This is a genomic window from Sphingomonas carotinifaciens (genome assembly GCF_009789535.1).
GTDB classification, from domain to species: domain Bacteria; phylum Pseudomonadota; class Alphaproteobacteria; order Sphingomonadales; family Sphingomonadaceae; genus Sphingomonas; species Sphingomonas carotinifaciens.
This window is the reverse complement of sequence record NZ_WSUT01000005.1, coordinates 1,970,589-1,994,752: the sequence shown is the minus strand read 5'-3', so window position 1 is coordinate 1,994,752 and position 24,164 is coordinate 1,970,589. Positions and strand designations below refer to the sequence as shown.

Here is a 24,164-nt window from a genome sequence, read left to right as displayed (position 1 = left end):
CAGGGCCGGCCTCGGCTATCCTCCCGCCATGTCCCGAACCGCCCATCTGCCTCCTGTTGCGATTGCAACAATAGTAAGTGGACACGCGCTCTGGGGCGCTAGTGTCCACTTCCGCAAAATCTGCCCCTCGCGCCGGGGTGACGAACGCCCACGGCCCCGCTAAAGGCGCGCTCCATGACTGAGATCACTGCAGAGATCGTCGCCGAACACGGCCTGTCCCCCGAGGAATATGAGCGCGTCCTCCACGCGCTCGGCCGCGAGCCCAATCTCGTCGAACTCGGCATCTTCTCGGTCATGTGGTCCGAGCATTGCAGCTACAAGTCGAGCCGCATCCACCTGAAGAAGCTGCCGACCGAGGGCCCGCAGGTCATTTGCGGCCCCGGCGAGAATGCCGGCGTGATCGACATCGGCCCGGGCCCGGACGGGAAACCGCAGGCGGCGATCTTCAAGATGGAGAGCCACAACCACCCCTCCTATATCGAACCCTATCAGGGCGCGGCGACCGGGGTCGGCGGCATCCTGCGCGACGTGTTCACCATGGGCGCGCGGCCGGTCGCGAACCTGAATGCGCTGCGCTTCGGCCGCCCCGACCACCCGAAGATGCGCCACCTGATCGCCGGCGTCGTCCACGGTATCGGCGGCTATGGCAATTGCGTCGGCGTGCCGACGGTGGGTGGAGAGGTGAACTTCCACCCTGCCTATGACGGCAACATCCTGGTCAATGCGATGACCGTCGGCGTCGCCGATACGGACAAGATCTTCTATTCGGCCGCCAGCGGCATCGGCAATCCGATCGTCTATGTCGGGTCGAAAACGGGTCGCGACGGCATTCACGGCGCCACCATGGCCTCGGCCGATTTCGGCGAGGATGCCGATGCCAAGCGCCCGACCGTGCAGGTCGGCGATCCTTTTACCGAGAAGCTGCTGATCGAGGCCTGCCTCGAACTCATGGCATCGGACGCGATCGTCGCTATCCAGGACATGGGCGCCGCCGGCCTCACCTCCTCCTCGGTCGAGATGGCGTCCAAGGGCGGCGTCGGCATCGAACTCATCATGGACGACGTGCCGCAACGCGAAACCGGCATGACCGCCTATGAGATGATGCTGTCGGAAAGCCAGGAGCGCATGCTCATGGTGCTGAAGCCCGGCCGCGAGGATTTTGCCGAAGCCATTTTCCGCAAATGGGAACTCGACTTCGCCGTCATCGGCCGTGTCACCGATACCGGCCACATGGTGCTGCGCCACAAGGGCGAGGTGGTGTGCGACATCCCGCTCGCTCCGCTCGCCGACGATGCACCGCTCTACGATCGCCCGCACGTCCCCACCCCCAAGCTGCCCGAACTGACGGGCGTACCGAGCTGCAAGGACCCGGCGGCCGACCTGCTGACCCTGATGGGCTCGCCCGACATCGGCTCGCGCCGCTGGATCTGGGAACAATATGACCACATGGTCGGCGCCAACACCGTGCAGCGCCCCGGCGGCGACGCGGCGGTGGTGCGCGTGCACGAGACCAGCAAGGCGCTGGCGATGACCACCGATTGCACGCCCCGCTATTGCTTTGCCGACCCGGTCGAGGGCGGCAAGCAGGCGGTGGCGGAGGCGTGGCGCAACCTGACCGCGGTCGGTGCGACGCCGCTGGCGATCACCAACTGCCTCAACTTCGCCAATCCGCAGCGGCCCGAGATCATGGGCCAGATCGTCGGTTGCCTCGACGGCATGGCGCAGGCGTGCCGCGCGCTCGACTTCCCGATCGTGTCGGGCAACGTCTCGCTTTACAACGAGTCCAAGGCGACCGGCGGCGGCTCGGCGATCCTGCCCACCCCCGCGATCGGCGGCGTCGGCCTGCTCCAGAATTGGGAACAGTCCGCCACGATCGCGTTCAAGGGCACCGGCGACGTCATCGTCCTGATCGGCACCCCCAAGGGCCATCTCGGCCAGTCGCTCTGGGTGCGCGAGATCCACGGCCTTGATGGCAAGGATGCCGGTCCGCCGCCTCCGGTCGATCTCGCCGAGGAACGCCGGGTGGGCGACGTGGTCCGCGCCGGCATTCTCGCCGGCCATCTGACCGCCGTTCATGACGTGTCCGATGGTGGCCTAGCCGTCACGCTCGCCGAAATGGCGCTTGCCGCAAACATCGGCGCACTGATCCAGCTGCCCGAGCGGGGCGAGGCCTGCCGCCAGCTCTTCGCCGAGGATCAGGGCCTCTACGTCGCGACCATCGACGACGCCGCCTTGCTCGACTTTCTCACCGCCGCGCACGCCGCCGGCGTCGAGGTCGAACGCATCGGCCGTACCGCCGGCAGCCGCCTGATCTTCGAGCGCGAGGACGGCGACTTCGTCGTCAAGCTGGACGACCTGCGCACCGCCCATGAAGGCTTCTTTCCCAAGCTGATGGGTGCCGACGCCGCCTTGGCCTGAACGCTGAACCACCCTCTCCCCTCTGGGGAGAGGGTCCGCTGCCGAAGGCGGTGGGAAGGGCGAGCGGCAGCCAGGCAGAGCCACCAATGGGCAGCCCTCAAGCCGTCCCGGTCTCCGCCACCTTGTTCGCATCCCGCCTGAGCACGGCATAGCCCACCGCTGCCGACACCAGCGACGCGATCAGCACGCCCAGCGATGCCGTCTCGCGCATCTCGCTATCCCCGAACGCCAGCCCGGCGATGAACAGCGAGATGGTGAAGCCGATCCCCGCCAGCGCGCCGATCGCCGCCACCATCGGCCACGTCACCTTGTCCGGCCGCTCGGCAAAGCCCAGCAGCGACGCGATCCAGGTAAAGCTCATGAAGCCCAGCGGCTTGCCAACCGCCAGCCCCGCCACGATGCCCAGCACCAGCGGCGACGTCACCGCGCCCAGCAACTCGGCGGAGAAATGGATGCGGACGTTGGACAGCGCGAACAGCGGCAGCACCACATAGGTCACCCACGGGGTCAGCGTCTCGATCACCCGGCCGCTCGTCACGTTAGTCGCGCTGGTCATCTCCTGCAGATAGCCCAGCCGGTCTTCGGCCTTTTGCTGCGCCTCCATCGCCTCGTCCTGATCGTCGCTTTCCTCGGCGGTGCGATGCGCCTTCTGGAACTCGTCGATGCGGCGCTGCACACGCTCGGCGAACTTGCCCTGGTCCAGACGCGGCGTCACCGGCACGGTCAGGCCGATCAGCACGCCCGCGATCGTCGCATGCACGCCCGATTCGAACACCCCGCCCCACAGCACCATCGCCAGCACCACATAGGGCACCGACGATACCCAGCCGAGCCGCCGCAATCCGATGATCCCGCCGAGCGCGCCCGCCGCCACCACCAGCCCGCGCCAGTCGATCGACTCGGTATAGGCAAAGGCGATCACCAGCAGTCCGCCGACATCGTCCACCGCGGCAAAGGCCAGCATCAGCGCGCGGACGCCGGCCGGCAACCGGTCGGAAAACAGCGCGATCAGCGCCAGCCCGAACGCGGTGTCCATCGTCACCACCGTGCCCCAGCCCACCGCCTCCGGCCGACCATGGGTGATGGCCAGGAACAGCAGCACCGGCACGACCATGCCGCCGATCGCGCCCGCCAGCGGAAACGCTGCGGTCCGCCACCGCGACAGCGCACCGCCGACGATCTCTCGCTTCACATCCGCACCGATGATGACGAAGAACAGCGGCAACAGCGCATGGTCGATCCACTCGGCCAGCGAATGCGACACGCCGCTCCCGCCAAAGGCCAGCGTGAAATCGGTGTCCCAGAAATTCTCGAACGTGCCGGCAAAGGCGGTGTTGGTACAGATCAGCGCGACCAGCGTTGCCACCGCCAGCGGCCCGCCCGTCACCTCGTGCCCGGCAAAAAACGGCCCGACCTTGTGCAGGAACGCCGCCGCCGCCGGTGAATGATGCGCGCGGGCGGTGGTGCGCCCGGTCATGCGAGGAGACAATCCCATGGCAACCGAATGCCTTGGACGGCCATAGAGTTGCATGCGCCACTCTGCCATGGTCGCCCGATGCCCGAAGCTGCCACCGCCAATCGATTACTGTCGCTGGATGTGATCCGCGGCGTCGCGGTCATGGGCATTCTGGTCGCCAATCTGCCCGCCTTCGGCCTGCCGGAGGCCGCGTATTTTTCCCCGCTCGCCTGGGGCGGCACTGCGCCCGCCGACCTCTTCGCTTGGTTCGTCACCTTCGTCCTTATCGAAGGCAAGCTGCGCGGCCTGTTCTCCTTCCTGTTCGGCGCCTCGATCCTGCTCGTCACCGACGCGGCTCAGCGCCACGGGAACAGTGCGGCCGCCACCCATTACCGGCGCATGACGACGCTCTTCCTGATCGGCTGCGCGCACCTCTACCTGGTCTGGCTGGGCGACATCCTCGCCCATTATGCGCTCGTCGGCGCCATCGCCTTCCTGTTTGCCGGCCTGTCGGTCCGCTGGCTGATCGCCACCGCGCTACTGCTTCTGACCTATGCCACCATCTCCAGCGCGCTCGGTGCCGTCATCCTGTCCGACAGCGCGGCGCAGGACAGCCCGCACGCTGTCGCCATCTGGAACAGCTTCGCCATCGGCTTCGGCGTCCCGCCGCGTGCCGACATGCTCGCCCAGATCTCCGCGATGCGCGGATCATGGGCGGATGCGGTGGCCTGGCGCTGGCACCACGCGGCCGACCCGCTCACCGTGCTGCCGGTCCTCGCCCCCGAAACGCTCAGCGCCATGCTGCTTGGCATGGCCGGTTATCGCAGCAGCTTTCTGACCGGTGCGTGGCCCCGCGCCCGCTATCGCCGCTGGGCCACGCTTTGCCTCGGGGTGGCGCTTCCCGCCTATGCATTGCTGGGCATGGTCACCATGCGCCACGGCTTTGCGATGCCCTGGGTCTATCTGAACGCCATGGTTCTGGCGGAGCCGCTGCGTACACTGGGCTTTGTCGGCTATGCCGCCTTGCTGATGCTGGCCCTGCGCCCCGGCGGATCGCTTACCACCCGCATCGCCGCGATCGGCCGCACCGCCTTTTCCAATTACCTCGGCACCAGCCTGTTGATGGTCGTCGTCTTCAACGGCTGTGCGCTGTTCGGCGCATTGTCACGCGCCCAGCTTTATCTGCTCGCCCCGCCCGTCTGGGGGCTGATGCTGCTCTGGTCGGAACCCTGGTGCGACCGCTTCCATCATGGCCCGCTCGAATGGCTGTGGCGCAGCGCTGCGCGAGGGGAATGGCAGTCGATGCGCCGGATCAGCGGCTGACGCGTCGCCCGAACCCGCCACCCGCGACCGGCCGGCGCGGCACGACCGGGCTCGCCTCGCGCTCCAGCAGGGTCAACGTATCCTCGAACAGCCGGCGCAGCCGTGCGACATGCTCCAGCGCCTCGTCCGGCGTGTCCTGCTGCTCGACGCTGTAGCGCGCGATCCCCTCGATCGTCTCCGCCAGCGTCGCCAGCGGCTCCGCCCCGAACTGGCGAGCCTCACCCTTCAGCGTGTGGGCCGGGATGACCATCGCGGCCGCACTGGCGCCGCGCATCGCACCCTCGATCGCGGCTACCGACTTGTACCCGTCCTCCCGGAAATAGCCCAGGATGCGGACAAAGCCTTCACCCAGCTCCCCGCGCGCCTGTTGATAGGCGTGCCAGTCCACCAACGTGCTACCCTCGAACGACACAACAGCCCCTTTCGCGCGCCCCCAGCGCCCAGATCGGGCACCCTGATCGCATCATCGGGTAAACAGTCGGTAACGGCGAGCCGGGAAATTCCCTGTGCCGCGAAGTATTTCGGCGTCAGCGGTCCTTGTCGTAAGGATTTTTCGGCGCGCGCAGCGTCAGGCGGATCGGCACCGCGCCGAAATCCAGGTCGCGCCGCATCGAATTCACCAGATACCGCTCATAACTGGCGGGCAATTGATCGACACGCGTACCGAAAATGACAAAGCTCGGCGGCCGGGTCTTCACCTGGGTGACGTAGCGCATCTTGATCCGCTTGCCGCCGGGGGCAGGCGGCGGGTTCGCCTCGATCGCGCGTTCGAACCAGCGGTTCAGCTCGCCCGTGCCCACGCGCCGCGACCAGGCCGCCCGCGTCTCAAACGCCACCTGGAGCAGCGTGTCCAGCCCCTTGCCGGTCGCCGCCGACACGGTCAGCAGCGGCACCCCCTTCACCTGGCTGAGCCCGTCCTCCAGCGCCTTTTTCACGCCGTTGAACAGCGAAGACGGCCCCTCGGCCACGTCCCATTTGTTCAGCGCGATGACCAGCGCTCGGCCCTCTTCCAGCACCCGGTCGGCGATGCGCAGGTCCTGCGCCTCCAGCCCCAGCGTCGCATCGAGCAGCAGCACCACCACCTCGGCAAAATCCACCGCCCGCAGCGCGTCGGCGACCGACAGCTTTTCCAGCTTGTCCTGCACCTTGGCGCGCTTGCGCATGCCCGCCGTATCGATCAGCCGCACCTGCCGCTCGGCGCCCTTGCCATCGGTCCAGGTCCAGTCGATCGCGATCGAATCGCGGGTGATGCCGGCTTCCGGCCCGGTGATCAGCCGATCCTGCCCCAGGAAGCGGTTGACCAGCGTCGACTTGCCCGCATTCGGCCGCCCGACGATCGCCAGCTTCAGGATCGCGTCGGGGCTTTCGTCATCCTCCTCGGGTTCGTCCACCTCCTCGCGGTCGATATAGGGCAGCAACGCTTCGAACAGGTCGCCGATGCCCTCGCCATGCTCGGCGGACAACTGCACCGGATCGCCGAAACCCAGCGCCAGTGCCTCCAGCACGCCCTGCTCCGCCGCGCGTCCCTCGGCCTTGTTGACCGTCAGCACGATGGGCGTGTTCGATCCGCGTAGCCAACGGGCGATCTCCTCGTCCAGCGGCACCACGCCGGCGCGCCCATCGACGACGAACAGCGCGACATCGGCATCCGCCACCGCCGCCTCGGTCTGGCGCCGCATCCGGCCGGGCAGCGTATTGGGATCCTCGTCTTCGTAACCGGCGGTATCGATGATGCGGAAATCGAGGCCGAGCAGATGCGCGTCGCCTTCGCGCCGGTCGCGGGTCACGCCGGGGCGGTCATCGACCAGCGCCAGCTTCTTGCCGACCAGGCGGTTGAACAGCGTCGACTTGCCGACATTGGGGCGGCCGACGATCGCGACCACGGGGAGTTTAGCCATGCCAGCGCGTTAGCGAAGCGCGAGCGTTTCGTCACGCCCGCGCTTCGCCTTCGTCACACAATGGATCGGCCGGCGTCACCGATAGGCGACGATATGCCCCTTCACGTCCAGCGTATAGACCGTCGAATTGGCGACAATCGGCGGCAGGGTGAACTGCGTCTTGGCCTCGATCGTCGTCTGCACCGCACCGTCGCCGGGATTGGCGTAGACGATCTCGCCCTGGCTGTTGGTCAGGATCAGGCGGTTGCCCGCCAGCACCGGGCCGAACCAGGTGATCGCGCCCGACTTCTTCTTCTCGTTGCGGAAGCGCGGCAGTTGCGAGATCCAGCGCACCTTGCCGCTGGCGCGCGACAGGGCCACCAGACGGGCATCGTCGGTCACCAGGAACAGCCACTCGCCCGCGATCCACGGCGTCTCGATGCCGGCGAAGTTCTGCTCCCACAGCCGCTGGCCGGTGGACAGCTCCAGCGCCACCATGCGCCCGCCCTGCCCGACCGCATAGACGCGGCCTTCATCGATCACCGGCGCTGCGTCGATGTCCGACAGGCTGGACACCGAGGTCGAGATGGTGGTGCGCGAAAGCGCATCCTGCCACAGCACGCGGCCATTCTCGTAGCGATAGGCGTTCAGCTCGCCGCTGGAGAAGCCGACCACCACCGAGCCCTGGCTGGCCGCCGGCGCCGCGACGCCGAACACGCCCTGCGTTTCCAGCGTGCCCTGCTGCGCCCATTGCACCTTGCCGTCGGCCTGGCTGATCGCGAACAGCTGATTGTCCTGCGACAGCACATAGACGACGCCGTTGGCGACCGTCGGCGCCCCGCGCAGCGGCCCGCCCGGCTTGGCCCGCCACTGGATGCTGCCGTCCGCGGCATTCACCGCCACCACGTCGCCCAGCCCGTCCGTCGCATAGACCCGGCCGTCGTCGAAACTGGCGCCGCCGCCGAACCGGGCCGGACGATTGGCATCGCCCTCGGTTAGCTTGGCGGACCAAAGGGGCGCACCCGTATCCGCGGCAAAGGCGTGCAGCACCGCGGCCACGTCCACCACGAACAGCTTGCCGTCCGCCACCACCGGCGCCGCGGCCAGCGGCTCGCGCACCGATCCGCCGTTGATCGTCGCTTCCCACAACCGGGCCGGCTGCTCGCCCAACGCCAGCTGGCCCATCGACTTGGCCGCGTTGCCACCCGGCTGCGCCCACGCGTCGTTTGGCGCAGGCGCCGGCAGCGTCACCTGCACGTCGGCGATCGTTTGATCGGCCTCGGCCCCGGATTCGGACGCCAGGATCGGCACGCGGTTGCCCACGGTCGGCGTCTTCTTCGGCGCACCCTTGAAGATGCCGCACGCGCTCAAGGCCATGAGCGCCGCCAGCATCACGGGCGTCCGGAACTGCTTCGTCATTGCGTCTTGGTGTCCTCGTTACGGGTAACGGCGTCCACGCCCAATACACCGGCCATCTGAACCGCACGTTGCCGCAGCGTGTCGGGTACGTCCTTGTCCTGCGCGATCTGGCCGAACAGGCGGCCCGCCTGGTCGCGGCGGTTCATGCGCAGTTGTGCCACCGCAACCATCTCGCCCGCGCTTCCGAAATAGGGGTTGCCGGGCACCGCGACGGCGCGCAGCCGCTCGACCACCACCTGCGGCTTCAGCGTGTCATATTCCGCCGCGGTCTGGCGGATCAGGGCCAGGTCGCGGAACGGCTGAGCCAGCGAGGTATCGGCCGCTACCGCGGCGAATTTGGCCGCCGCCCCCTTCAGATTGTCCTTCTGCAACAGGATGTCGGCCTGGGTGAATTGCGCCAGAACGCGATAGCCGTCGCGGTCGGAGGTAGCGAGCGGTGCCAGTTTGACACTGGCGCCCTTCACATCGGCCGCGGCCAGCGCATCATAGGCCGCCTGCAACTGCTCGCCCTCGGCACCGGCCGCCTCGCGCTGACGATGCTGCCAGAACAGATAGGCGCCGAACAGCGCCAGCCCGATCACGATCGCGCCGATCACCCACAGGCCCCAGCGCGTCCAGAAGCTGGTCATCTGGTCGCGACGCAGCTCGTCGTCCACCTCGCGCATGAAGGCTTCTTGGGATTGGGGCGTGAGGGCCAAGACGGGCTCCAGAGAAGAAACGGATCGATGAAGCCGCGACCTTTAGCCGCGACCGCGCCCAAACGGAAGCGCGTCGATCTTCCGGGCGTTATGCGCGGTGGTGCCGCGTTCAGTCCCTGGCGGGATAGAGCTGTTCCGAACCGGGAAAGGCCCGCGCCTTCACCTCGCCGGCATAGGCCTCTGCCGCCGCCGCGATGCGCCCGCCCAGATCGTCGTAACGCTTCACGAAGCGCGCGGTGCGCTCGAACATGCCCAGCATGTCGTCCACCACCAGCACCTGCCCGTCGCACTGCGCCGACGCACCGATGCCGATCGTCGGGCACGCCACCGCTTGCGTGATCGTCACCGCGATCGGCTCCACCACGCCCTCGATCACGATCGCAAAGGCACCGGCCTCCGCCACCGCCCGCGCATCCGCGACGATCTTGGCGGCTTCCTCCGGCGTCCGCCCGCGTGCGCCATATCCCCCCAGTACGTTCACCGCCTGCGGCGTCAGGCCGACATGCCCCATCACCGGGATCCCGCGCTCGACGAGGAAGCGGACGGTCGGCGCCATCGCCTCGCCCCCTTCCAGCTTCACCGCCGCCGCGCCGGTTTCCTTCAACAGCCGCGCTGCACTGGCAAAGGCCTGTTCCGGGCTCGCCTCATAACTGCCGAACGGCATGTCGATGACGACCAGCGCGTGATAGCTGCCGCGCACCACCGCGGCCCCGTGCGCCGCCATCATCTCCAGCGTGACCGGCACCGTCGACGGCAGGCCGTAGATCACCTGCGCCAGGCTGTCGCCGACCAGCAGCATGTCGCAGTGCGGGTCCAGCAACTGTGCGGTGCGCGCGGTATAGGCGGTCAGCATCACCAGCGGCTCGCCCCCCTTGCGCCGCACGATCGCGGGCACCGTCATCCGCTTCATCGGCACGGGCGTCGGGGTGGCGCGACTCGTCGCGGTGTCGAGGGTATAGGTCGTGGACATGGCCACCGCTTAGCGCGCCGCGTCCGCGACCTCCACCCGGTCAGCCGAAGATCGCCGCGTAACGCTCCGGCTTGAACCCGGCCTCCAGCACCTCGCCATGTACCAGCATCGGCCGCTTGATCATCGATGGCTGCGCCACCATCAGCGCCACCGTCTTGTCCGCATCCAGATCCTGCCGCGCTTCCTCGGGCAGCTTGCGGAACGTCGTACCCGCGCGGTTCAGCACCTTGTCCCATCCCAGCCGCTCGACCCACTCCCGCAGCAGCGCCGCGTCGATCCCGGCCGCCTTGTAGTCGTGAAAGTCGTAGGCGACCCCTGCCTCCTCCAGCCAGGCCCGCGCCTTCTTCATCGTGTCACAGGCCTTGATCCCGTACAGCCGCGTCATCGTCGCTCCCCATGTTGCATCGGTAATGCCCCCTGTAGGGCGAGATCGTGCCTGTTCGGGAACAAAGAAATTGGCCGACGATTATCTCCCCCTGACTCTTTCAGTCGTGAAACAAATGGGGTGAACCATAATGAAGAAAATGATCGTTCTCGGCGTAGCCGCTGGCCTCGTCTCGCTTGCCGCGTGCAACTCCACCCCGCGCGAGCAGGCCGCCGAAAATATCGAGGCGAATGCCGAGGCGCTGGCCGACAACCTCGAAGAGGCGGCGGACAACGCCACCACCGAGGCTGGTGAGGATCGCCTTGAGAACCGTGCTGATGCGGTGCGCGAGATGGGCGAGAACCGCGCCGAGGACATGCGCACCAACGATCCCGACACCAACCTGTCGAACGGCATCTGATTTCGACGGACAGACCGAGTTGCTCCCAAGCGCAAATCGGACTGGAGGGGCGTTCAAGGCGACTTGGACGCCCTTTTCCGTTGCAAAGGCTATTGCTGGCGCCCGGTGCGCATCTACCATAACGCCCGGCGACCCGCGCTCTGTTTTGCGTGCCATTCGTGGATGATACGACCATGACCGCCCATCCCTTCTACGCGATCCACCGGCACGGCATGGTCCGCGTCGCCGCCGCCACGCCGGTCGCCACCGCCGGCGATCCGCTCGCCAATGCGGAAGCCGCGCTGCTGCTCGCCCGCCAGGCCGATGCGCAAGGGGTCGATCTGGTCGTCTATCCCGAACTCAACCTCACCTCCTACGCGATCGACGACCTCCACCTGCAAAGCGCGCAGCACCGCGCGACCCTCGCCGCCCTCGCGCATGTGGCGGCAGGCAGCGCCGATCTGGCGCCGCTGCTCCTGATGGGCGCCGCGCTGCCCCGCAACGGCCGCCTCTACAACTGCGCCGTCGCGATCAGCCGCGGGCGCATCCTCGGCGTCGTGCCCAAGACCTTCCTGCCCAACTACCGCGAATATTACGAGAAGCGCTGGTTCGCCAGCGGCGCCGGGCTGACCGGCCTCACCATCGATCTGGGCGATATCGGCGCGGACATACCCTTTGGCACCGATCTGCTGTTCGCCGCGACCGACCTGCCCGGCTTCGTCGTCCATGCCGAGATCTGCGAGGATTACTGGGCGCCGAACCCGCCCTCCACCGCCGGTGCGCTCGCCGGCGCGCTTATCTGCGCCAATCTGTCCGCCTCCAACATCGTCATCGGCAAGGCGCGCGAGCGCGCACTCCTGTCCGCGGCGCAATCGGCTCGTGCGGTGTGCGCCTATATCTATTCGGCCGCCGGCATCGGGGAGAGCACTACCGATCTCGCCTGGGACGGTCAGGGCATGATCTACGAACTGGGCGAAATGCTCGCCTCGTCGCAGCGTTTCGTCCACGCCCCCACCCTCACCACCGCCGACATCGACGTCGAGCGTATCGCGCAGGAACGGCGGCGCTTCGGCACCTTCAACGATGCCGCGCGCGAGGCGGGGCACCCGGAAACCCGTTTCCGCCGCATCGCCTTCGACCATCGGCCACACTGCGCCGACATGGGTCTGGCGCGCGACATCCGCCGCTTCCCCTTCGTCCCCAACGATCCCGACAAGCGCGACGCGGACTGTTACGAGGCGTTCAACATCCAGGTCGAGGCGCTGGTCAAGCGCCTGTCCGCCGCCCGCGCCGAAACGCTGGTGATCGGCGTGTCCGGCGGGCTCGACTCGACGCACGCGCTGATCGTCGCGGCCAAGGCGATGGACCGGCTCGAAAAGCCGCGCTCCGCGATCCTCGGCTTCACCATGCCGGGTTTCGCCACTGGCGAAGGTACCAAGGCCAAGGCGTGGAGCCTGATGCGCGCGCTCGGCATCACGGCGGACGAGATCGACATCCGCCCCGCCGCGCGCCAGATGCTCGCCGATATGGGCCATCCCTTCGCCGAAGGGCAGCCGGTCTATGACGTGACGTTCGAAAACGTGCAGGCGGGCCTGCGTACCGATTATCTCTTCCGCCTCGCCAACCAGCGCGGCGGCCTCGTGCTCGGCACCGGCGACCTGTCCGAACTGGCGCTCGGCTGGTGCACCTACGGCGTGGGCGACCAGATGAGCCATTATGCGGTCAATGCCGGCGTGCCCAAGACGCTGATCCAGTTCCTCATCCGCTGGTGCATCCGCACCGGCCAGTATGATGCGGAAACCGATCAGGTGCTGACCGAGATACTGGCGCAGGAAATCTCGCCCGAACTGGTCCCGGCCGACGAGAGCGGCGCGCTGCAATCCACCGAGTCGATGATCGGCCCCTACGCGCTCAACGACTTCTTTGCGCACTACATCATCCGGCACGGTCTGGCGCCGTCCAAGATCGCGTTTCTGGCCTGGCACGCCTGGCGCGATGTGGATGCGGGACGCTGGCCGGCCGACTTCCCCGCCGACGCCCGCGTGGCTTACGACCTTGCCACCATCCGCCACTGGCTGGAACGCTTCCTCGTCCGCTTCTTCCGCACCAGCCAGTTCAAACGCTCCGCCCTCCCCAACGGCCCCAAGGTTTCCGCCGGCGGCGCACTCTCCCCCCGCGGCGACTGGCGCGCCCCCTCCGACGGCGTCGCCGAACCGTGGCTACAGGAACTCGTCGCAAACATGCCCTGACGCGCCTGCATTATATTGCCAAATCAGCCTCACAGGCGCATTATGACCGGCCTATGACAGTGCCTCCACCGGATGGATCGCGCGATCGCCGGATCGAGGACCCATCGAATCTTTGGATAATCCACCCCGCGGGGCGGCGGCTGCTGCCGTTCGCGCTGCGGGCGGGCGTGTCGGCGAACAGCGTATCGGTCGCCGGCCTATGCCTGGGCACCGCCGCGGCGCTGGCCTATGCGCAATATGAACGGCCGGCCTTTGCCGTGCTTGGCATGTTGCTGTCGGTCGGCTGGCTGATCGCGGACGGGCTGGACGGCATGGTCGCCCGCGCCACGCGGACCTCCAGCGCCTTTGGCCGCTTTCTGGACGGGCTGTGCGACCACGGCGTCTTCACCCTTCTCTATGTCGCGCTCGCCGCGTCGATGGGCACGGCGGAGGCTTGGGCCCTCGCCATCGCCGCCGGGGTGGCGCATGCGGTGCAGTCCAGCCTTTATGAGGGTGAGCGCGCCCGCTTTCATCGTCGTGCGCGCGGGGTCGGCCTTGCCGCGCCGCCCCGGCCCACCGGCGGGGCGCTTGTGCGCCTCTACGATCATGTCGCGGGCAGCCTCGACCGCATCGCGATGCCGTTCGAACGAACGCTGGCCGCCACCGCCGATCCTGCCGCGCTCGGCCGGACCTACGGTGCACGCGCGGTGCCGCCGATGCGGCTGTTATCCCTTCTCACCGCCAATGTCCGCGTCGCCGCGATCTTCGTCGCGACGCTGGCCGCCGATCCGCGGCTCTTCTGGTGGTTCGAAATCGTGCCCCTCACGGTCGTCGCCGTGATCGGTATCGCCTGGCATCGCCGGGTCGAGCATGCGCTGGCCGCCCAGGGCGCCACCGCCGGCCGACCGGCCTCTTCGTTTATCGTAAAGGAACAGAAACAGTCATGAACAGCATCCGGATCGCCGTCGTCGGCATCGGCAACTGCGCGAGCTCGCTGGTGCAGGGGCTGGAGCATTATCGCGAAGGCGCCAACGACATGATCGGCCTCATGCATTATGAGGTCGGCGGCTATCGTCCCAGCGACATCAAGGTCGTCGCGGCGTGGGACGTCGATGCGCGCAAGGTCGGCAAGGACGTGGCCGAGGCGATCTTCGCCAAGCCCAACTGCACCGCCGTGTTCGCCGCCAATGTGCCCGCCACCGGTACGATCGTGAAGATGGGCGCGGTGCTGGACGGCGTCGCCGACCACATGGCCGATTACAAGGAAGAGCGTACCTTCGTCGTCGCCAACGACACGCAGCCCAGCAAGGAAGACGTGATCGCCGACCTGAAGGCATCCGGCGCCGACGTGCTGATGAACTATCTGCCGGTGGGCAGCCAGCAGGCGACCGAATTCTACGCCGAATGCGCGCTTGAGGCCGGCGTCGCCTTTGTCAACAACATCCCCGTCTTCATCGCGTCCAACCCGGTCTGGGCCAAGCGTTTCGAGGATGCCGGCGTGCCGATCATCGGCGACGACATCAAGGCGCAGCTCGGCGCCACCATCGTCCACCGCGTGCTGACCGACCTGTTCGCCAAGCGCGGCGTGAAGCTGGACCGCACCTACCAGCTCAACACCGGCGGCAACACCGACTTCCTCAACATGTCGAACCACCGTCGTCTGGAATCCAAGAAGATTTCCAAGACCGAGGCGGTACAGTCGGTCGCCGCCGAGCGGCTGGACGACGACAACGTCCATATCGGCCCGTCCGATTACGTGCCGTGGCAGAACGACAACAAGGTCTGCTTCCTGCGTATGGAAGGCCAGCTCTTCGGCGGCGTGCCGATGAACCTGGAACTGCGCCTCTCGGTCGAGGACTCGCCCAACTCGGCGGGCGTCGCGATCGACATGATCCGCTGTGCCAAGATCGCCAAGGATCGCGGCCTTGCCGGCGTGGTCGACCCCGCATCGGCCTATTTCTGCAAGCATCCCCGCAAGCAGATCACCGACGACCTGGCCAAGCAGGAAGTCGAAGCGTTCATCGCAGCCGCCTGAACGCGATGATCCGCACCGCGATCATCCTGGCGGCCGGCGAAGGCAGCCGGCTTCGGCCGGCCGCCCCGTTCAAGCCGCTCTGTCCCGTCGCCGGCCTGCCGCTGATCGACCATGCCCTGTCCGGGCTGGCGGCGGCGGGGCTGACGCGGGCGATCGTGGTGCTGGGCTATGGTGGTGACACGATCGAGCGGCACCTCGCCGCCCGGTCGCAACCGCTTTGCGTGGAAACGGTGCATAGCGACCATCGCGAGCCCAACGGCGTCTCCGCGCTTGCCGCCGCCCCGCTGCTGCGCGGCGAGGAGGCGCTGCTCGCCATGTGCGACCATCTCGTCGATCCCGCGCTCTACCGCCGCCTTGCCGCCATCGGCGCGCAAGGGGGGCTGACGCTGGGCATCGACCGCCGCCTGGGCCATGACTGGGTCGACCCGCTCGACGTCACCGCGGTGGCGACGCAAGGGGACCGCATCGTCGCGATCGGCAAGGGGCTGGAACCGCACGATGCCTATGACACCGGCGTCTTCGCGATCGGTCCTGCCCTGTTCGCCGCACTCGGCAGCCTGGGCCATCCCTCGCTGACCGACGGGGTTCGCCTGCTCGCCGGTGAAGACCGCGCATTCGTCGCTGATTGCAGCGACTTGGCCTGGATCGACGTCGACGACGCACCGGCCCTTGCCAAGGCGGAACAGTGGCGCGCGCTGGCTGCGTGATCGCGATTGTAATCCCGCCGCTTTTCTGAATAGTATACCGTAGATGGCCGATCGTTCGGACCATTGCCCCTTTCACGCGCGTGCAGGAGCCGCATGAGCCTCATCGTCCGCACCTTGTCCGAACAGATTTTCGCGATCGTCCGTGAACGGATCATCAGCGGCGTTCTGCCCCGGGATACGCCGATCCGTCAGGACGCCCTCGCCACCGAACTGGGCGTCAGCAAGATACCCTTGCGCGAGGCGCTCGCGCGGCTCGAACAGGAAGGGCTGCTGACCAGCCAGGCCAATCGCGGCTTCTTCGTCCGCCCGATGAGCGCGACCGAGGCCGAGGAAATCTACGAACTGCGCCTCGCGCTGGAGCCGGAGGCCGCCGCGCGCGCCTGCCTGCTCGCCACGGAGGATGACCAGCAGGCCGCGCGTGAGGCCTTTGCCGATCTCGACATCGCCGCACACGAGGCACTGCACGACGTCGCCGTCTGCAACCGCGCCTTCCACATCGCGCTCGTTGCCCCGCTCGGGCGACCCCTTACGATGCAGCTGGTCGAGCGCCTTCAGGTGCTGGCCGAACGCTACGTCATCACCCATCTCGAACCCGCCGGCCGCGACGATCGTGCCCACCGCGAACATCACGACATCCTGGAGGCCTGGCTGGCGCGTGACGCGGATCGCACCGCGCACCTTCTGACCGGTCACCTGAACGGCACGCTCACCGATCTGCGGGCGCAACTCGCCACCGACTGACAATGACATAAAAACAAAGGGGATATCATGGGGGTGTTTGGACCGCGCAAGGCCATGGAGGGGGGCGCCGGCATGGCCGGCCACCAACTGGCCAAGACGCTTAGCTGGCCGCATCTGATCGCGCTCGGGGTGGGGGCGATCGTCGGCACCGGCATCTACACGCTGACCGGTGTCGGGGCGGAGCGCGCCGGGCCCGCCGTCATCCTCGCCTTCGCGATCGCCGGTGCGGTCTGCGCCTGCGCCGCGCTCGCCTATGCCGAAATGGCGACGCTGATCCCCGCCGCCGGCAGTGCCTATACCTTCAGCTACACCGCGATGGGCGAGGTCGTCGCCTGGGTCGTCGGGTGGAGCCTGATCCTCGAATATTCGCTCGCCTGCTCGACGGTCGCCGTCGGCTGGTCGGGCTATCTGGTCGGCTGGATACAGTCGGCGGGCATCCATCTGCCGCCTGCCCTTCTCTCCGGGCCTCATGCCGGCGGCGTCGTCAACCTGCCGGCGGTGCTCGTCGCGCTCGGCGTCATGGGCATGCTGATCGCCGGCACCCGCGAAAGCGCCACGCTGAACATCATCCTGGTGGTCATCAAGCTCATCGCGCTGACCATCTTCATCGCCATGGCGCTGCCCGCCTTCAACGGCAACAATCTCGAACCCTTCATGCCTTATGGCTTCGCCGCGACCGAAATCGACGGGCAGAAGCGCGGCGTGATGGCCGCCGCCGCGATCGTCTTCTTTGCCTTTTACGGCTTCGATGCGGTCGCGACCTCGGCAGAGGAGGCCAAGAACCCCGGACGCGACCTGACGATCGGCATCGTCGGATCGATGGCGGTGTGCACGCTGATCTACATGGCGGTCGCGGTTGCCGCGATCGGTGCTACACCCTTCACCACGCTCGCCAATTCGCCCGAGCCGCTCGCCCTCGTCCTCCGCCAGCTCGGCCAGCCCACCGCTGCCTACCTGATCGCCCTGGCCGCCATCGTCGCGCTCCCCTCGGTCATCCTCGTCATGATGTACGGCCAAAGCCGCGTCTTCTTCGTCATGGCGCGCGACGGCCTGCTCCCGCGCTCGCTCTCGCGCGTCAGCAAGCGGACCGGCGCGCCGACCACCATCACGCTGCTCACCGGCATCGCCATCGCCGCCGTCGCCGGCTTCTTCCGGCTGGACGAGATTGCCGAACTGGCCAATGCCGGGACGCTGATCGCCTTTATCGCGGTCGGCGCCTGCCTCATGATCATGCGCCGCCGCGCGCCCGATATGCCGCGCCTGTTCCGCTGCCCGGCGCCCTATCTGGTCGGCACGCTGGCGATCCTGGGTTGCCTGTATCTGTTCTTCAGCCTCCCCGCCTCCACCATCGCCCGCTTCGTCCTGTGGAACGCGCTGGGCCTCGTCTTCTACTTCGCCTACGGCCGCCGCCACAGCTTGGCCCGAATTTCGAAGGAATAAGGGGCCGGCGGCATGATAAGGGGGTATGTCGCCGGAACCGGAAGGACGTGCCGCCCTGATGAAGTGTCTGATTGCCGCCCTCTTCGCGCTGGTCTGCGCCATCACCGCTCCGGCGTCGGCGCAGACCGCGCCGTTCGACCTCACCGGCCCGTCGCTGCGTATTCAGGTTACCCATGCCGGGCAGACGCTGCCCATCTCGCGGGTGCCGAACCTCTCGGCGGGCGATCGCCTGTCGATCAAGGCGGAACTCCCCGCCGACCAGTCCGCGCATTATCTGCTCGTCGCCGCCTTTTTGCGCGGCGCCACCAATCCGCCGCCAAAGGACTGGTTCTTTCAGGCAGAAACCTGGACGAAGAAGGGGCGGGACGGGCTCAGCATCACCGTGCCGTCCGGTGCACGCCAGATCATCCTGTTTCTGGCGCCCCAGACCGGTGGCGATTTCAAGACGCTGGTCGATGCCGTGCGCGGCCGCCCCGGTGCATTCGTCCGCGCGGCGCAGGATCTCAATCAGGCCGCGCTCGACCGCGCCCGTCTCGATAGCTTCCTTGGCGCCATCCACCGCCTCGATCCCGGCGACCCCGCCCGGTTCGAGGCCGTTCCGCCGCTTCTCGCCCGCAGCCTCGCGATCAAGCTCAACACCGACTGCCTGCAACGTCAGGTCGATCTTCAGGCCGCCTGCCTGACTCAGAACCGCGACTCGCTGGTCCTGTCCGACGGCCACAGTGCGACGATAACCGAGGCGCTGGCCGGCACCCCGGCCGATCTCGCCATGCAGATCGCTGCAACCCCGCAGGGCGGTCTTGGCTATTACAGCCCCTATATCGCGGTGGTCCGCGATGTCGTGCGCATCCTTGGCGCCTTTCAGACCGCGCAGTATCAATATATCCCCGCGCTCGGCCTGCTCCGCGATGACCTGATCGGCCTGCTGCTCAATGCCGCGCCCTCCTTCCATTCGCCTTATTCGGTTCTCGTCACCGCACTGCCCATGGTCGACGCGCCGCAAATCCCGCCCCTGCGCGCCGCGCGTCCCGACCCGCTATGTATCGCCGCTCCCAGGCTGACGCTGCCGGTGGAGGGCGCGCCGCTCGTCTATGCCACCCCGTTCGCGCACAACATGGCGCTGCGGTTGAAACGGCGCGACGGCACGACCATCGACCTGCCGGCCCGCGCCGATGCGGAGGCCGGCGGCTACCGTATCGACACCGCCGGTCTCGATCTCGCCACCCTGCCACCCACGGCACAGGGCGTCCTGCACGGCCGCTGGGGGTTTACCGCCTTTGACGGTCCCGCCTTCCGGCTCCAGACACCCACTGGCTGGAACTGGTTTCCCGGTGGCGGCTCCGCCGTAGTGGGCCGTGTGGACGCCGTAACGCTGGCCGGGGGTGCCGCCACCTGTGTGGAGGGTGTCTCGCTTCGCCATCCCTCGGGCCGCATCGAACCCGTCACCTGGTCCGCGAACGCTGCGGGCGACCTGACGATCAAGCTGCCGCTCGAAAAGGCCCGCCCCGGTGCCGCGACGCTGCTGATCGCCACCACCGGGCAGGCGACACCCGCCACCCTGCCGCTGACCCTGTTCAACGAGGCGAGTGCGATCGATGCGCTCACGCTGCGTCCCGGCGACATGGAGGGCGAGCTTGCCGGCGCCCGCCTGGACGCGGTTGCGCGTGTCATGGTCGGCGATCTCGCCTTCACCCCCGGCGCGCTCACCCGCCGCGACGGTCGCGATCATCTTATCCTCGCCACGCCGGCACCTGTCTTCCTCACACAAGGCCAGACCGCACCTGCCAAGGTGACGTTGAAGGATGGCCGGGTTCTCACCACCACCGCCACCATCGCCGCACCGCGTCTCCGGCCCGAGGTAATTGCGCGCACCGTGGCGCGTCCGCCCTCGCTGCTGACCCTGGCGGATGAAACCGCTCTTCCCCACGACGCCACGCTCACCTTCTCGTTGCGGGCCGACCATTTCGATGGGCGTGAAACGATCGTGGTCGCCAACGCCGATGGCACCGCAGTGACCACGCTGGTACCGGGTACGGATATCATGCTGCAAAATGCGCGCACGCTGGTCGCGACCCTGGCACCGGCGCGCGTATTCGGACCCTCCATCTACGGCCCGCTGCGCTACCGTGTGATACAGGACGGGACACCCAGCCCGTGGCAACCCCTCGCCACTCTGGTGCGCCTGCCCGACATCACCCGCGCCGCCTGCTCGCCGGATGGCTGCGCGATCACTGGGGCCCGCCTGTTCCTGATCCACTCGGCCGGCGCCCTGACCGTACCGGAGGGTTTTACCGGTACCAGCCTGAGCGTCCCCACCCCCCTGCTACACCTGTCCGACGCTCCCGCGATCACCGCGACGCTACAGCAAACACCCGCTCAATAGGCTGGCGGGTCGCTCGCGGGAAAGCTTTCGTCGGACCCTTGATCGACGCGGTCCCAATCCCCTTGTGCATCCCGTATCCGGTCCTGTCCGGCGCCCCGTACCTGAACCACGCTCTCGGCCGGCCCCTCCTCCATCACGAACGCCACCGGCACACCCCGCCGCACCACCCGCCCCCGCCCGAGCAGGAACCCGGCCAGAAAAGAAAGACCAATTAGGACAGGAGCTTGCCACCCTGAGGATGCAGTGCCGCGCGGTTTTTCAACTGGCGTCGCCACCATCCCGTTAGTTTCGGCAAAGACAACGCCGGAGGCTTCTTCCACCTCGACGACCCGGCCATTTTCCACTGCGATCTGATGCCGCAGGCCGTTCTCGACATCGCCGGAACCTTCGCCGCGCATACCGCCGTCGGGCGTGCCCTGCTTGTCCCCTGCCTCGGCCCCTCCATAAACCCGAACACCCATAAATCCTCCATCTCTTTGCCCCGCGAAACGCGTCGATGCAGAACTTGTGTCCGGTTTATCTTCATCAATAATCACGCAATATTCTGATCAACTACCTCTGAGCAGAACCGTCGGTATGCGTAAAACCGTACGCAGGTCGGTCGCGTCGTCCGTCGCGCCGACCTCGACCGACCAGTTGAGGCTGGCGCGATCGGTTACGCGGTAGGTTACGCCGAAGAGCAGGCGTCCGATCTGCAGGTCGCGGGAGCGTGTCATGCGCTGTCCGGGCCAGGCGGCGGTCGGCTCGATCAGGCTGGTGAGCGTCTTGGTGCCGAAGGCCCAGCTGTGGGCGTAGCCGAAGTTCATGGTTGTGCGCTGGTTGAAGGCGATGCCGATGCCGGCGTTGGCGGAGAGGGCGTCGCCGGGGTCGACATAGTCGATGATGACGGGGGGGATGCGGGTGTCGACGTTCTTGCCGAGGTTGAAGGTGTAGGCGAGGGTGGTGAAGAGGACGAGGGGGTCGGTGGGGAGGATGGCGGTGAGGCCGGGGGTGAGGCCCCAGAAGCCGGCGCCGGTGCTGGCTCGGGTGGGGCGGCCGAGTTCGTCGCGGGGGATGGCGAAGGGGTCGGAGCCGGTGGGGATAACGCCCTGCAAGTTCGCGATAACGAAGGGTAATCCCGCCCGCCCGTCGATCAACTGATAGCGCGCGGAAAGTTCGATATCACCGATGCCGCGACCCGAAACGGAGCTGTCCAGCGTCGCAGCGGAGTCGTTGGGCGTACTGCCCGCAATGGGCGCGACGACCGACGCATCGGAGCGGTAGACGAACGGGACCCGCATGCCGAGTTCCAGCCGATCGGTCAGGCCGTAGCGAAGCGCGGCGGAGGCGGTCAGCACATCCTGTCGGCTTTCGTTGATGTCGAAGACGCCGACCAGCACCGCCTCCACCAGTTCGATGCCGCGAAAGATCGCACGGTTGCGATCGGCGCGGGCATAGTCGAACTGCAATTCACCGGTAAGCTGACCCTTTCGCGTGACGACGCTGCCCTGCGCATCGAGCACGGCCAGCTCGATCGGCCGATCCTCGTCCTCCGGCGCCTGGCCGACGCGCTCGAGCGGCGCGAGCGGCGGTTGCAGCACGCCGGCGGGATCGCCGGGCGCACCGGGCGCGGCCGCCTGCGCGGCGACCACCGCGGGCGGGCGCACCGGGCCGATCGGGGGAAGCGGTGCGGTGGCCGCCGCCTCACCGGCATCCACCCGCTCGCGCAATCGGGCGATCTCCGCCGATTGGGTCTGCAACTGCTGGCGCTGCGCCTCGATCAGCGTCATCGCCCGGTCGAGTTGCGCCTGGAGCGACGGGCGGCGCTGACGCTGGGCGGCATCGGCGGGCGCGGCGAGCAGCAGCGGCAAACCCGCCCCGGCGAGCAGCAGCGCGCGTACCCCCCGCATCAATTGGCGGCCCGCATCATGGCGGCCTCGATCCCCACATTGGCCGCACGGAACATCGCGGAGCCCAACACGTCCGGCCCGGCATTGGCCAGCGCGATGCTGACGCTGGTCTGCGTATCGATCGCGCGGTCGTCGCCGGTATTGAGGATGAGCGAGCCGAACCCGGCCCCGGCGAAATGGGTGATGCTGAGATCCTGCCCCTCCAGCGTCGCGGTGCGCGTGGCACCGGCGGTGGCCTGACGCAGCCAGCCGGCATCGGTGGCGGCGCTTGCATCGCCCACGCGCTGGAGCCCGGCCGCAAGCGACTGGGCCGAGGCGGCACCGCCGGTGATGGTGACGCCGGGCATCGCCGCGCCGCGCGTGACATGGATGCCGGTGGCGCGATCATAGCTGATGACCGGCGTGGTGGCGGGCGCACCCCCCTGCCCGCCATCGCCGCGCGCCGCCACGGTTTCGCCGGGACGCGGCGTGTAGACAGCAAAGGACGGGCCGGCATCCTCGGTCCGGAAGACGGTGCGCAGCACGACCGCGCCGTTGATCGCCGTCTGCGTCTGCACGGTCAGCGCGACATCGATGCCGCTGGGCAGGCGGAAGCCGCCGCGTTGCTCGGCCAGTTCCGTATCGGCCACCGGCGCCGCCGCGAACGGCGCCCCTTGCGCGATCAGCATCATCACGACTGCCCCCATCATGATATGTCTCCGTAAAATGGCGCGGTGATCGACAGCGCCTGCTGGCTGACCGGTTCGGCAAAGCGCGCGCCCAGCGGCGCCCGCGCATAGGCCGACCATTGCGACGCCCGGTTGAAGCGGTTGCGTGCCAGTTGCTGGTCGGCGGCGAGCACAAAATAGATGCCATTCCACGCCGCCTGGAACGCGGCCCGTGGCATGACGGTGATCCCCGATGACGGATCGCCGAGCAGCACCTCGTCCCCCCGGACGCCCTTCACCACCACGAAATGGCGGTAGTTGCGGACCGCGATCAGCGCGATGCCGGGTATGCCGGTATCCGCCACCCGGTCGAGCGGCACCTTGTAGCCATCCGCCGCCAGCCCGCGACTGGCGAGCCATCGCTTCATGTCGAGCAGCGAAAAGCCGAGGCGCCGGATCTGCGCACGGTCGCCGCGTGCCCACATGCCGCGAAATGCCACCTCCTCGCGCACGTCGAGGTCGTAATGGTAGCGAAGCAGCGTCGCGAGCGCCGCCGACCCGCAACTGAAATCGAATTTCTGGCGGACGATGCCGGCGAAACGCTGATCGGCCACCGAGCGGACGGGCACCGAAAAATCGCCGACGGGCGCCCCGGACGTAACAAAGCGCGCGCGGTCGGACACCGTCCCCCCGCACGCGCCCAGCAGTAGCGGCAGCGCCATTCCCGTCGCGACCGCCATGCCCCCGATGCCCCCCCGCCCGGTCATGGAGCCGGTGCGATGGCGATATTGACGTTCATCGCCGCATTGATCGCGACGTTGTTGCCGGTGTTGATGTTCACGATCGACAGGCCGGACAGGTTCTGAAACGCGTTGTCCGCAACGCTGGCGTCGCCGGTGCGAACGTGATCGCCGACACTGTTGTTCGCAACCCCCGCCGCCTGATCGGCCAGCGCCGCCTGGCGCGTATCCTGTCGCCCCGCGATCGCCGCCAGCACATCCTCGTCCAGCGCGGATGTGCCGAACAGCATGTCGCTTGCCGGCAGCGTCACCGGTTGCGCCTCACCCCGATCCAGTACCTGAGCGGCAAGCGGCGCCGGAGCAGCGATGCACAGGATCAGGGCGGCGGTGGTCATGGGCAGGATGGTCATCGAAATCTCCCCAGGCGAG

The 24,164-nt window shown here is 67.7% G+C and carries 22 protein-coding genes; 10 read left to right on the top strand and 12 right to left on the bottom strand.

Annotated features, from left to right (window positions below):
* Positions 1 to 174: 174 nt before the first annotated feature.
* On the top strand, positions 175 to 2,418 hold the full coding sequence (gene purL / locus GQR91_RS11505; RefSeq protein ID WP_149681655.1) for a phosphoribosylformylglycinamidine synthase subunit PurL: 2,244 nt from the start codon (positions 175 to 177) through the stop codon (positions 2,416 to 2,418).
* 97 nt (positions 2,419 to 2,515) lie between these two features.
* On the opposite strand, the gene nhaA is transcribed toward purL, so the two are convergent.
* A complete protein-coding gene (nhaA, locus tag GQR91_RS11500; protein ID WP_235903909.1) occupies positions 2,516 to 3,895 on the bottom strand; it encodes a Na+/H+ antiporter NhaA in 1,380 nt (459 codons plus the stop codon).
* Positions 3,896 to 3,973: 78 nt separating this feature from the next.
* On the opposite strand from nhaA, the gene GQR91_RS11495 reads away from it, so the two are divergent.
* Positions 3,974 to 5,197: a DUF418 domain-containing protein gene (locus GQR91_RS11495; protein ID WP_149681657.1), complete on the top strand. Its 1,224-nt coding sequence runs from the start codon at positions 3,974 to 3,976 to the stop codon at positions 5,195 to 5,197.
* On the opposite strand, the gene GQR91_RS11490 is transcribed toward GQR91_RS11495, so the two are convergent.
* From GQR91_RS11490 to GQR91_RS11465, 6 genes are all read right to left on the bottom strand, one after another.
* Positions 5,187 to 5,609, bottom strand: coding sequence for an Hpt domain-containing protein (locus GQR91_RS11490; RefSeq protein ID WP_149681658.1), 423 nt, complete (start codon positions 5,607 to 5,609; stop codon positions 5,187 to 5,189). The two genes, GQR91_RS11495 and GQR91_RS11490, sit on opposite strands and share 11 nt — an antisense overlap.
* A gap of 115 nt (positions 5,610 to 5,724) precedes the next feature.
* A complete protein-coding gene (gene der, locus GQR91_RS11485) occupies positions 5,725 to 7,095 on the bottom strand; it encodes a ribosome biogenesis GTPase Der (protein ID WP_149681659.1) in 1,371 nt (456 codons plus the stop codon).
* Positions 7,096 to 7,170: 75 nt separating this feature from the next.
* The gene (locus GQR91_RS11480; RefSeq protein ID WP_149681660.1) at positions 7,171 to 8,493 is read right to left on the bottom strand and encodes a PQQ-like beta-propeller repeat protein; all 1,323 of its coding nucleotides are present in this window, start codon (positions 8,491 to 8,493) and stop codon (positions 7,171 to 7,173) included.
* Complete coding sequence (locus GQR91_RS11475) at positions 8,490 to 9,191, bottom strand: tetratricopeptide repeat protein (RefSeq protein WP_149681661.1); 702 nt, start codon at positions 9,189 to 9,191, stop codon at positions 8,490 to 8,492. The genes GQR91_RS11480 and GQR91_RS11475 overlap by 4 nt, the downstream gene beginning before the upstream one ends.
* 109 nt (positions 9,192 to 9,300) lie before the next feature.
* Positions 9,301 to 10,161, bottom strand: coding sequence for a 3-methyl-2-oxobutanoate hydroxymethyltransferase (gene panB, locus GQR91_RS11470; protein ID WP_149681662.1), 861 nt, complete (start codon positions 10,159 to 10,161; stop codon positions 9,301 to 9,303).
* A 40-nt stretch (positions 10,162 to 10,201) separates the two neighbouring features.
* Complete coding sequence (locus GQR91_RS11465) at positions 10,202 to 10,546, bottom strand: ArsC family reductase (protein ID WP_149681663.1); 345 nt, start codon at positions 10,544 to 10,546, stop codon at positions 10,202 to 10,204.
* A 130-nt stretch (positions 10,547 to 10,676) separates the two neighbouring features.
* On the opposite strand from GQR91_RS11465, the gene GQR91_RS11460 reads away from it, so the two are divergent.
* From GQR91_RS11460 to GQR91_RS11425, 8 genes are all read left to right on the top strand, one after another.
* The gene (locus GQR91_RS11460) at positions 10,677 to 10,946 is read left to right on the top strand and encodes a hypothetical protein (protein WP_112382477.1); all 270 of its coding nucleotides are present in this window, start codon (positions 10,677 to 10,679) and stop codon (positions 10,944 to 10,946) included.
* A 173-nt stretch (positions 10,947 to 11,119) separates the two neighbouring features.
* Positions 11,120 to 13,174 (top strand): NAD(+) synthase, encoded by a 2,055-nt coding sequence (locus GQR91_RS11455; RefSeq protein WP_149681664.1) that lies wholly within the window; start codon positions 11,120 to 11,122, stop codon positions 13,172 to 13,174.
* 53 nt (positions 13,175 to 13,227) lie between these two features.
* Positions 13,228 to 14,100 carry a CDP-alcohol phosphatidyltransferase family protein gene (locus GQR91_RS11450; RefSeq protein ID WP_149681665.1) on the top strand — a complete coding sequence of 291 codons (873 nt, stop codon included), beginning with the start codon at positions 13,228 to 13,230 and terminating at the stop codon, positions 14,098 to 14,100.
* The gene (locus GQR91_RS11445; protein ID WP_112382480.1) at positions 14,097 to 15,188 is read left to right on the top strand and encodes an inositol-3-phosphate synthase; all 1,092 of its coding nucleotides are present in this window, start codon (positions 14,097 to 14,099) and stop codon (positions 15,186 to 15,188) included. Before GQR91_RS11450 ends, GQR91_RS11445 begins: the two co-directional genes overlap by 4 nt.
* Before the next feature lie 5 nt (positions 15,189 to 15,193).
* On the top strand, positions 15,194 to 15,895 hold the full coding sequence (locus GQR91_RS11440; RefSeq protein ID WP_149681666.1) for a phosphocholine cytidylyltransferase family protein: 702 nt from the start codon (positions 15,194 to 15,196) through the stop codon (positions 15,893 to 15,895).
* 93 nt (positions 15,896 to 15,988) lie between these two features.
* Positions 15,989 to 16,636, top strand: a complete 648-nt coding sequence (locus GQR91_RS11435; RefSeq protein ID WP_149681667.1) for a GntR family transcriptional regulator — start codon at positions 15,989 to 15,991, stop codon at positions 16,634 to 16,636.
* Positions 16,637 to 16,663: 27 nt separating this feature from the next.
* Positions 16,664 to 18,076 carry an amino acid permease gene (locus tag GQR91_RS11430; protein ID WP_149681668.1) on the top strand — a complete coding sequence of 471 codons (1,413 nt, stop codon included), beginning with the start codon at positions 16,664 to 16,666 and terminating at the stop codon, positions 18,074 to 18,076.
* Positions 18,077 to 18,134: 58 nt separating this feature from the next.
* The gene (locus tag GQR91_RS11425; protein ID WP_149681669.1) at positions 18,135 to 20,459 is read left to right on the top strand and encodes a hypothetical protein; all 2,325 of its coding nucleotides are present in this window, start codon (positions 18,135 to 18,137) and stop codon (positions 20,457 to 20,459) included.
* Here the strand turns inward: GQR91_RS11425 and GQR91_RS19560 are convergent.
* Genes GQR91_RS19560 through GQR91_RS11400 form a run of 5 tightly spaced genes read right to left on the bottom strand, consistent with a single transcriptional unit; the run spans position 20,453 to position 24,145 of the window.
* A complete protein-coding gene (locus tag GQR91_RS19560; protein ID WP_235903910.1) occupies positions 20,453 to 20,995 on the bottom strand; it encodes a hypothetical protein in 543 nt (180 codons plus the stop codon). The two genes, GQR91_RS11425 and GQR91_RS19560, sit on opposite strands and share 7 nt — an antisense overlap.
* Before the next feature lie 12 nt (positions 20,996 to 21,007).
* Positions 21,008 to 22,348, bottom strand: coding sequence for a transporter (locus GQR91_RS11415; RefSeq protein ID WP_149681670.1), 1,341 nt, complete (start codon positions 22,346 to 22,348; stop codon positions 21,008 to 21,010).
* Positions 22,348 to 23,037 (bottom strand): hypothetical protein, encoded by a 690-nt coding sequence (locus tag GQR91_RS11410; RefSeq protein WP_149681671.1) that lies wholly within the window; start codon positions 23,035 to 23,037, stop codon positions 22,348 to 22,350. Before GQR91_RS11410 ends, GQR91_RS11415 begins: the two co-directional genes overlap by 1 nt.
* Positions 23,034 to 23,762, bottom strand: a complete 729-nt coding sequence (locus tag GQR91_RS11405; RefSeq protein ID WP_112382487.1) for a C39 family peptidase — start codon at positions 23,760 to 23,762, stop codon at positions 23,034 to 23,036. The genes GQR91_RS11410 and GQR91_RS11405 overlap by 4 nt, the downstream gene beginning before the upstream one ends.
* Positions 23,759 to 24,145 (bottom strand): hypothetical protein, encoded by a 387-nt coding sequence (locus GQR91_RS11400; RefSeq protein WP_112382488.1) that lies wholly within the window; start codon positions 24,143 to 24,145, stop codon positions 23,759 to 23,761. The genes GQR91_RS11405 and GQR91_RS11400 overlap by 4 nt, the downstream gene beginning before the upstream one ends.
* Between the last annotated feature and the right edge of the window lie 19 nt (positions 24,146 to 24,164).

Coding starts and splice junctions, on each gene's coding strand:
- GQR91_RS11465 (WP_149681663.1), bottom strand. CDS start 10,546: ATGACGCGGCTGTACGGGATCAAGGCCTGTGACACGATGAAGAAGGCG.
- GQR91_RS11425 (WP_149681669.1), top strand. CDS start 18,135: ATGAAGTGTCTGATTGCCGCCCTCTTCGCGCTGGTCTGCGCCATCACC.
- GQR91_RS11460 (WP_112382477.1), top strand. CDS start 10,677: ATGAAGAAAATGATCGTTCTCGGCGTAGCCGCTGGCCTCGTCTCGCTT.
- purL (WP_149681655.1), top strand. CDS start 175: ATGACTGAGATCACTGCAGAGATCGTCGCCGAACACGGCCTGTCCCCC.
- GQR91_RS11405 (WP_112382487.1), bottom strand. CDS start 23,762: ATGACCGGGCGGGGGGGCATCGGGGGCATGGCGGTCGCGACGGGAATG.
- GQR91_RS11455 (WP_149681664.1), top strand. CDS start 11,120: ATGACCGCCCATCCCTTCTACGCGATCCACCGGCACGGCATGGTCCGC.
- GQR91_RS11400 (WP_112382488.1), bottom strand. CDS start 24,145: ATGACCATCCTGCCCATGACCACCGCCGCCCTGATCCTGTGCATCGCT.
- nhaA (WP_235903909.1), bottom strand. CDS start 3,895: ATGACCGGGCGCACCACCGCCCGCGCGCATCATTCACCGGCGGCGGCG.
- GQR91_RS11495 (WP_149681657.1), top strand. CDS start 3,974: ATGCCCGAAGCTGCCACCGCCAATCGATTACTGTCGCTGGATGTGATC.
- GQR91_RS11450 (WP_149681665.1), top strand. CDS start 13,228: ATGACAGTGCCTCCACCGGATGGATCGCGCGATCGCCGGATCGAGGAC.
- GQR91_RS11480 (WP_149681660.1), bottom strand. CDS start 8,493: ATGACGAAGCAGTTCCGGACGCCCGTGATGCTGGCGGCGCTCATGGCC.
- GQR91_RS11415 (WP_149681670.1), bottom strand. CDS start 22,348: ATGCGGGGGGTACGCGCGCTGCTGCTCGCCGGGGCGGGTTTGCCGCTG.
- GQR91_RS11430 (WP_149681668.1), top strand. CDS start 16,664: ATGGGGGTGTTTGGACCGCGCAAGGCCATGGAGGGGGGCGCCGGCATG.
- GQR91_RS11410 (WP_149681671.1), bottom strand. CDS start 23,037: ATGATGGGGGCAGTCGTGATGATGCTGATCGCGCAAGGGGCGCCGTTC.
- panB (WP_149681662.1), bottom strand. CDS start 10,161: ATGTCCACGACCTATACCCTCGACACCGCGACGAGTCGCGCCACCCCG.
- GQR91_RS11435 (WP_149681667.1), top strand. CDS start 15,989: ATGAGCCTCATCGTCCGCACCTTGTCCGAACAGATTTTCGCGATCGTC.
- GQR91_RS11440 (WP_149681666.1), top strand. CDS start 15,194: ATGATCCGCACCGCGATCATCCTGGCGGCCGGCGAAGGCAGCCGGCTT.
- der (WP_149681659.1), bottom strand. CDS start 7,095: ATGGCTAAACTCCCCGTGGTCGCGATCGTCGGCCGCCCCAATGTCGGC.
- GQR91_RS11445 (WP_112382480.1), top strand. CDS start 14,097: ATGAACAGCATCCGGATCGCCGTCGTCGGCATCGGCAACTGCGCGAGC.